Source organism: Curtobacterium sp. MCBD17_032, from assembly GCF_003234855.1.
In the GTDB taxonomy this organism is placed as follows: Bacteria; Actinomycetota; Actinomycetes; order Actinomycetales; family Microbacteriaceae; genus Curtobacterium.
Genome location: NZ_QKTO01000017.1, coordinates 48892 through 56292, shown reverse-complemented (window position 1 = coordinate 56292; position 7401 = coordinate 48892). Strand labels below are relative to the sequence as shown.

General features: G+C 71.4%; 8 protein-coding genes. 6 read left to right on the top strand and 2 right to left on the bottom strand.

What is annotated here, in order from left to right:
• Positions 1–691, bottom strand: a 691-nt coding sequence (locus DEI91_RS15085; RefSeq protein ID WP_181439640.1) for a LysM peptidoglycan-binding domain-containing protein, incomplete at its 3' end; no start/stop codon positions are given.
• A gap of 232 nt (positions 692–923) precedes the next feature.
• Here DEI91_RS15085 and DEI91_RS15080 point away from each other — a divergent pair.
• Positions 924–1280 carry an Rv2175c family DNA-binding protein gene (locus tag DEI91_RS15080; protein ID WP_258374458.1) on the top strand — a complete coding sequence of 119 codons (357 nt, stop codon included), beginning with the start codon at positions 924–926 and terminating at the stop codon, positions 1278–1280.
• Between the two features lie 234 nt (positions 1281–1514).
• On the opposite strand, the gene DEI91_RS15070 is transcribed toward DEI91_RS15080, so the two are convergent.
• Entirely contained in the window at positions 1515–2633 is a 1119-nt protein-coding gene (locus tag DEI91_RS15070) for a polyprenyl synthetase family protein (RefSeq protein WP_111053074.1), read from the bottom strand.
• Between the two features lie 84 nt (positions 2634–2717).
• On the opposite strand from DEI91_RS15070, the gene DEI91_RS15065 reads away from it, so the two are divergent.
• The 5 genes from DEI91_RS15065 (at position 2718) to DEI91_RS15045 (ending at position 7399) form a co-directional block, all read left to right on the top strand.
• A complete protein-coding gene (locus tag DEI91_RS15065) occupies positions 2718–3119 on the top strand; it encodes a DUF3040 domain-containing protein (protein WP_111053073.1) in 402 nt (133 codons plus the stop codon).
• A 291-nt stretch (positions 3120–3410) separates the two neighbouring features.
• Positions 3411–3842: a division/cell wall cluster transcriptional repressor MraZ gene (gene mraZ / locus DEI91_RS15060; protein WP_111053072.1), complete on the top strand. Its 432-nt coding sequence runs from the start codon at positions 3411–3413 to the stop codon at positions 3840–3842.
• Positions 3843–3947: 105 nt separating this feature from the next.
• A complete protein-coding gene (gene rsmH, locus DEI91_RS15055) occupies positions 3948–4901 on the top strand; it encodes a 16S rRNA (cytosine(1402)-N(4))-methyltransferase RsmH (RefSeq protein ID WP_220038102.1) in 954 nt (317 codons plus the stop codon).
• A 1-nt stretch (position 4902) separates the two neighbouring features.
• The gene (locus DEI91_RS15050; protein WP_111053070.1) at positions 4903–5595 is read left to right on the top strand and encodes a hypothetical protein; all 693 of its coding nucleotides are present in this window, start codon (positions 4903–4905) and stop codon (positions 5593–5595) included.
• Positions 5596–5629: 34 nt separating this feature from the next.
• On the top strand, positions 5630–7399 hold the full coding sequence (locus DEI91_RS15045; RefSeq protein ID WP_111053069.1) for a penicillin-binding protein 2: 1770 nt from the start codon (positions 5630–5632) through the stop codon (positions 7397–7399).
• Positions 7400–7401: the final 2 nt, after the last annotated feature.

Sequence of the window (7401 nt, the reverse complement as noted above, 5' to 3'; positions counted from 1 at the left end):
CGGCCGAGGGGGACGCGGCGGGGGCGGACGGGGCGGCGGGGCCGGCGGTGGTCGCGGTCTTCGTCGCACCGGCGGTGCCCGCGGGGACGCGGAGGGTCTGGCCGGGGTAGATCACACTGCGCTGCGACAGCTCGTTCGCGGTGAGGAGCGCGGCGGTCGAGACGCCGACCTTGGCGGCGATGCCGGAGACGGTGTCACCCTGCTTGACGTGGTAGCTCGCCGTGGCGGACGCCTGCGAGGTCGTGGCGCCGACCGGGGTCGAAGCGAGGCGGAGGGTCTGTCCGGCGTGGATGATGGTGTTCCAGCCGAGGCCGTTGCGGACGAGGATCTCCTGCGCCGACAGCCCGTACCGGGCCGCGATGCCCGAGACGGTGTCGCCCTGCTGCACCGTGTACGTCGTGGGGGTCGCGCTGCGGGTGGCGGCGACGGTGGTCGCGACCGGCGTCGCGGGGCGGGCCACCGCGGTGCCGAACACCGGGCGGGCGCCGAGGTTCCGGTCGACCCGGACGTCGCGGTCCGCGTCGACGTGGCGCTTGCCGGTGTCGTCGTCGTGGCGCTGCTCGGCGTGCGCGATCGGCCCGGTGAGCCCGGCGGTCACGGCGATCGTGCCGGCCAGGACGATCGGCATCGTCGCGAAGCGCGCGGAGCGGATGCGGCGCGCTGCCTCGTCTGCGGTCGTGTCCCTGTCCACGGTCGTTCTCCTGTCTCCGCACGTCGTCGGCACGGGGTGGCTCTGGCGGCCGTGCGCGCACGGCACGCACAGGTGACCACACGCTGACATGCTGTGGATGCCAAGTCAACCAGAGAGTCGGGTGTTGCGGATGTGACTGGTGTGCCCGGACCGGAGCGCGCGGTTCGCCGGGACGACGTCAGCTGGCGTCAGGTGCTGTCCGAGCCCGTCCGGCTCTGGCACGATGGTCCCCGTGAGTGCCATCCTTCCCGGAGACGACGTCCTGTCCGAACGCTGGTTGACCGTGCCCGACCTGGTCGACCTGCTGGGCGTGAGCCCCGGCCGAGTCCACCGTCTGTTCGAGGAGCGCACGCTCCTGCCCGCCCGCGTCGACGGCGTGCTCCGGGTGCCCGTCGAGTTCCTGGACGGGACCGAGCCGCTCCCCGCACTGCGCGGCACGCTCATCGTCCTCGGCGACAACGGACTGACCGACGACGAGGCGGTGCGCTGGATGCTGACGCCCGACGACGCGATGGGGACGACACCAGTCGCAGCCCTCCGGGCGAACCGCAAGGCGGAAGTGCGTCGCGCCGCGCAGGCGCTCCTCTAGACGGGACCGTCCGACCGAGGTGATCGTCCGACCGCCAGGACGATCCGACCGACACGGCCGGTCCGACCGACCCGGCCGGCGGACCGACGCGACCTGTCGGCGCGGCCCGCTGCCCGTTCCGTCAGCGCGTCACACCCGGAGTCGCCGGTGCGTCGCCCCGGACCTGCCGGCGTGCGCCCGCGGACCGTCCGGTGCCGGGCCTCCCGTCGGTCCACCGCGCTCCGCGTGGGGCGCTCAGGCCGAGCGGTTGCTGACCGTGTCGGCGAGGGCCGCGAGCTGGTCGCGTGCCGAGGGGCTGAGCGGTGCGGCGTCGAGGGCGGCCTTGGCGCGCTGGACGTGCCGGTCGATCGACCGTTCCACTGCACCGACCGCGCCCGACTCGGTGAGCGTGGCGCGGAGCATCTGCACCTGGTCGTCGTCGAGGTCCGGGTCGCCGAGCAGCTCGTCGAGCAGTTGCCGTGCACCGACCGGCAGGGCCTTCCGGGCGGTGGCGACGAGGACGGTGCGCTTGCCCTCGCGGAGGTCGTCGCCGGCGGGCTTGCCGGTCACCTCGGGGTCCCCGAAGACACCGAGCATGTCGTCCCGCAGCTGGTAGGCGACGCCGAGGGGGAGGCCGAACGACCGCAGGCCGTCGAGCTGGTTCGCGCTCGCGCCGGCGATGAGCGCACCGATGAGCAGGGGGGCCTCCACCGAGTACTTCGCGGACTTGAAGACGATGACCCGTTGCGCGCGCACGAGCTGTTCGGCGTCGTCCACGGTCGGCCAGGCCGTCTCCTCGTGGATGTCGAGGTACTGCCCGGCGGTGACCTCGAGCCGCATGGCGTGGAACTCCTGGCGGACGATGCGTGCCCGGACCGGGTCGAGGAGGGCGAGGGCCTCGTCGAAGACGGCGTCGCTGAGCGAGAGCAGCAGGTCCCCGAGCAGGAGCGCGGCGTTCGTGCCGTAGAGCGCCCGGTCGCCGACCCAGCCGGACTCGGCGTGCAGTGACTCGTACCGACGGTGCGCTGCCGGACGTCCGCGGCGGGTGTCCGATCGGTCCATGATGTCGTCGTGCACGAGGGCGGCGGCGTGGAAGACCTCGAGCGCGGCAGCGGCGGTGACGACGGCTTCGGCGGTGGTCTGGCGGGACCCCTCGGACAGCGGGTCGAACGACCCACTCCGCCCGGCCACGGACTGCCAGCCCCAGTAGCAGAACAGGGCGCGGAACCGCTTGCCGCCGGCGAGCAGGTCACGCGCGAACGTGTCGAAGGGGAGCAGATCCGGACTGATCGCCGCGAGGCGGTCGCGCTGCTCGTCGAGAGCCCGATCGATCCGCGCCGAGACGAGGTCCACTAATCGCGTACTCTCAGCCACGGTCCTTACCTTAGTGGGTGGCCCGGTCGTAAGATCGATCCACCCCTTCCACCGCGTCGATCCCAAGAACAAGAGGGAACCAAGATGCCACTCTCGGAGCAAGAGCAGCGCCTCCTCGAAGAGATGGAGCGGAGCCTCTACCAGAACGACTCCGACTTCGTGGCGCGCGTCAGCCGCCGCCAGGGACGTCCGACGTACACCGCCATCACGATCGGCGTCCTCATCGGCCTCGCCGGCGTCGGGGTGATCGTGCTGGGCCTGGTCATCAAGCAGCCCCTGATCGGCGTGCTGGGGTTCGTGGTCATGCTCGGCGGGGTCCTCTTCGCCCTGCGCCCCGGCGGTCGTACCCCGACCGCACGCCCCACCCGGAGCGCGACCTCCGGTCCGGCGGCCCGCGGGTCGTCCCGTGCCGCACGCGGATCCTCCGGCGGGTCGTTCATCGACCGGATGAACGAGCGCTGGGACAAGCGCAACCAGCAGGACTAGCTCCTCCACATCCCTCCACGGGGTCGGCCTTCTCAGGCCGGCCCCGTTTTTCGTGCCCCCCGAGCGGCGTCCGGGCACTCGTCCCGTGGATTCCCCTCCACTCCGCTCCACCGGAGGCCGTCACCACCGGATCCGCGCGGATCCGGGGGCGAGGCGTGGGGCGGCGCGCGCCGGACACCCCCAGTAGGGGGTGCCGGGACGCCCGAGTGGGACGTTTGCACAGCGAAGTGGAGGGAAGTGGAGTACCGTGGAGGATGACGACGACGAGTGGAGCTGAGGGGAGGCCCCGACGTGCTGCTCGGTACCCATGCCCCGAAGCTCGACGAGAAGGGTCGCGTGATCCTCCCCGCCAAGTTCCGGGACGAGCTGTCCGGGGGACTCGTCATGACCCGTGGCCAGGAGCGGTGCGTGGTCGTCTTCAGCAGCCGGACGTTCGAGGAGATCCACGAGCGCATCCGGCAGGCCCCGATGACGTCCAAGCGCACCCGTGACTACATGCGCCTGTTCCTCTCCGGAGCGAGCGCGGAGCAGCCCGACAAGCAAAACCGCGTCACGATCCCGCAGAACCTCCGCGAGTACGCGGGGCTCGAGCGGGACCTGACGGTCATCGGCAGCGGTGACCGTGCCGAGATCTGGTCGACCAGCGCATGGGAGGCCTACTACGCCGAGGCCGAGGAGGCCTTCGCCGAGAACGACGAGGAGGTGATCCCGGGCATCTTCTGATCCGCGGATCGGGACTCCCAGCCGTGAAGCCCTGACACACCTTCCCCGGTGTCAGGTCGCATGGATGGGGATCCGGACCCGCGGCCCAGGAGAGCAGGGGCGCACATGAGCACACCCGCACACTTCCCGCACACCCCCGTCATGCTCGAGCGCATCGTCGACCTCTTCACCCCGACGCTCGAGGGGCCGGGCAAGGTCGTCGTCGACGCGACGCTCGGCATGGGCGGGCACTCGGCGGGGCTCCTCGAGCGCTTCCCCGAGCTGACCCTGGTCGGCCTCGACCGCGACACCGACGCGCTCGGCATCGCAGGGGACCGGCTTGCGCGCTTCGGCGACCGGGTGCACCTCGTGCACACGGTGTACGACGACCTGCCCGCGGCGCTCGACGGCCTCGGCATCGCCGAGGTCGACGGCGTCCTGTTCGACCTCGGCGTCTCGTCGCTCCAGCTCGACCGCGCCGAGCGCGGCTTCGCCTACAGCCAGGACGCCCCGCTCGACATGCGGATGGACCGGACGCAGGGCATCACCGCGGCCGAGGTCCTCGCCGAGTACGACGAGCGCGAACTCCGCCGGATCTTCCAGCGTTACGGCGAGGAGAAGCTCGCCGCCCGCTACGCGAAGGCGATCGTCGAACGGCGGGCGACCACGCCCTTCACGATGTCCGGTGACCTCGTCCAGGTGCTCCACGACGCGACTCCGGTCGCGATCCAGCGCCAGGGACACCCTGCGAAGCGGGTGTTCCAGGCGCTGCGGATCGAGGTCAACGCCGAGTTGAGCGTCCTCGAGCGCGCGATCCCCGCAGCGCTCGACCGCATCCGGGTCGGCGGCCGTCTGGTCGTCGAGTCCTACCAGTCGCTCGAGGACCGCATCGTCAAGCGGGCCCTCGTCGAGCGCACGACGTCGAGTGCACCGGCCGACCTGCCGGTGGAACTCCCCGAGCACGCGCCGACCTTCACCCTCGTCGTGAAGGGCGCGGAACAGGCCGACGAGGCCGAGCGCGCCGCCAACCCCCGAGCTACCCCCGTACGTCTGCGTGCGGCCGAGCGGATCCGGAAGTGACATGAGCACGAACCTCGCACTCGTCGACCCTGCCGTCGCCCCGTCGCGTGCCCCGCGCCCCGACCGTGACCGTCGCCCGGAGCTCGTCGAGGTCGCCCCGACCAGGGCGCAGCGGCGAGCCCGCCCGCGGGTCGCGTACGCCGTCGTGGCGATCGCGGCGCTCGGCGTCCTGCTCCTCGCCCAGCTGGGCATCAGCATGGCGCTCAGCCAGGGCGCCTACACGCTCAGCTCCCTGAAGAGCGAGCAGACCGGGCTGACGCGGACGCAGGCGTCGCTGTCCGAGGAGCTCAAGGTGCTCGAGTCGCCACAGAACCTGGCCCGGAACGCGCAGGCCCTCGGGATGATCGCCAACTCGACGCCCGTGTACCTCGACCCGAAGACCGGCACGGTGTACGGCACGCCGAAGCCCGCGACCCCGGAGGAAGCGACGGGGAACACCGCGAACCAGGTCCCGAACTCCCTGCTCGGTGACGTCCCGGTCGTGGCCCGGCCCGGGGACACCACGACGAGCAAGGAGACCGGCGCGTCGGACGCGGCACCGGCAGCCGGTGCCCCGGCAGCACCCGCGCCCGCGACGGACGCTGCGAACACCGACGCTGCGAACACCGGCGGGGCCAGCGCGTCGGACCAGGGTTCCGCGGCGTCGTCCGTAGAGTCCGACCCGAACCAGCTCCAGGCACCGACGACCCGGTGACCCACGGCTCAGCTCCATCCCGGAAAGGCCGCTCGTGACGAAGACCCTCCGCTACCGTCGGCTCCGCTACAGCGTCGTCATGATCGCCGTCATCGCGCTCGTGGCGGTGTTCGTCGTCCGCCTGGTCGACATCCAGGTCGTCCAGGCCGCGGAACTGACGAAGGCCGCCGAGTCGAAGCGCAGCATCCCGGTGACCCTGTACGGCACGCGCGGGTCCATCGTGGACCGGAACGGCACCGCACTGGCCGAGAGCGTCGTCCGGTACAACATCACGACGTCGCCCCGACTGGTGAAGGGGTTCGAGGGCAAGCTCGGCGGGAGCCGCGTCAAGGACGTCACGGTCGAGCAAGCGCTCACCGCGGTCGCACGGGCGTCGGGGGGCGACGTCGCGACGATGCAGAAGGCCATCGCCGCCGATCCGGGGTCGGACTTCGCGTACCTGGTCAAGGGCATCGACGTGAAGCACTACGAGGCAGTCCGGGCTCTGCAGATCCCCTGGCTCTACCCCGAGCAGCAGGCAGCGAGGTCGTACCCGACCGGCGCTGCCACGGGGAACGTCACCGGCTTCATGGGGACGGACGGCGCCCAGGCCGGGCTCGAACTCGCCTACCAGCAGTGCCTCGCCGGGACGAACGGCTCCGAGACGTACGAGCGCGGCGAGGACGGCGTGCAGCTCCCGGGCAGCACCGTCACGAAGAAGCCGGCGCAGGACGGCGGCACGCTCGTCACCACCATCGACAGCGACCTGCAGTACATGGCGTCGCAGGACATCGCCGACGCCGCACAGCAGCTCCGCGCGGAGTCCGCGACCGCGACGGTGGTCAACGCGAAGACGGGCGAGGTGCTCGCCGTCGCGGACTACCCGACGGTCGACCCGAACGACGTCGACGCGACGACCGACCCCGGCGCCTACGGTTCCCGGGCGCTGACCGCGTCGTACGAGCCCGGGTCGACGATCAAGGCCGCGATCGCCGCCGCGCTCATCGACAAGGGGCTCGCCAGCCCGACCACGCAGGTCGTGGTGCCGTACTCGAGGACGTTCCCCTGGGGCGGCACCATCCACGACTCGGAGTTCCACCCGACCGAGAACCTCACCCTCACCGGGATCCTGCGCGACTCCTCGAACGTCGGGATCACGGACCTCGGCGCGAAGATGTCGACCCAGCAGCGGTACGACGTGATGCGTGACTTCGGGCTCTTCGAGCCGGAGCCGGCCATCGACTACCCGGGTCAGCCGACGATGGACTACGGCGCGAGCCCGCAGTGGGACCAGCAGACCGACATCAACTCGATGTTCGGCCAGGGCATCGTCACGACCGCGATGCAGGTGTCGAGCGTCTACCAGACGCTCGCGAACGACGGCGTCCGGATCCCGCTGCACATGGTGAAGGGCTGCGAGACCGCCGACGGGAAGACGATCGACGCGCCCGACGTGCAGAGCAAGCGGGTGGTCTCCGAGCAGGCGGCGTCCCAGACGGTCGACATGCTGCAGAGCGTCGTCACCGGCGGCACGCTCGTCGGCATGAAGCCGATCTCCGGCTACAACATCGCGGCGAAGACCGGCACGGCCGAGGTCGCGGACGGCGCGAAGGGCTACGGCGCGGAGCGCGTGATCTCGGTGGCCGGAATGGCACCCGCCGAGGACCCCCAGTATGTTGTCACGGTGACGTTCACGAAGCCGCAGGCCACCAAGTGGTCCAGCGGAGCGGCTCCGGCGTTCCGCACACTCATGTCCCAGGTGCTCGAGAAGTACCGAGTCGCCCCCTCCACGACCGAGGCGCGGACCTACCCGTCCACCTGGTAGCG

Bases quoted from the DNA above. Each gene is read 5' to 3' on its own strand.
- DEI91_RS15065 (WP_111053073.1), top strand. From the start codon at position 2,718: ATGCCACTCTCGGAGCAAGAGCAGCGCCTCCTCGAAGAGATGGAGCGG.
- rsmH (WP_220038102.1), top strand. From the start codon at position 3,948: ATGAGCACACCCGCACACTTCCCGCACACCCCCGTCATGCTCGAGCGC.
- DEI91_RS15050 (WP_111053070.1), top strand. From the start codon at position 4,903: ATGAGCACGAACCTCGCACTCGTCGACCCTGCCGTCGCCCCGTCGCGT.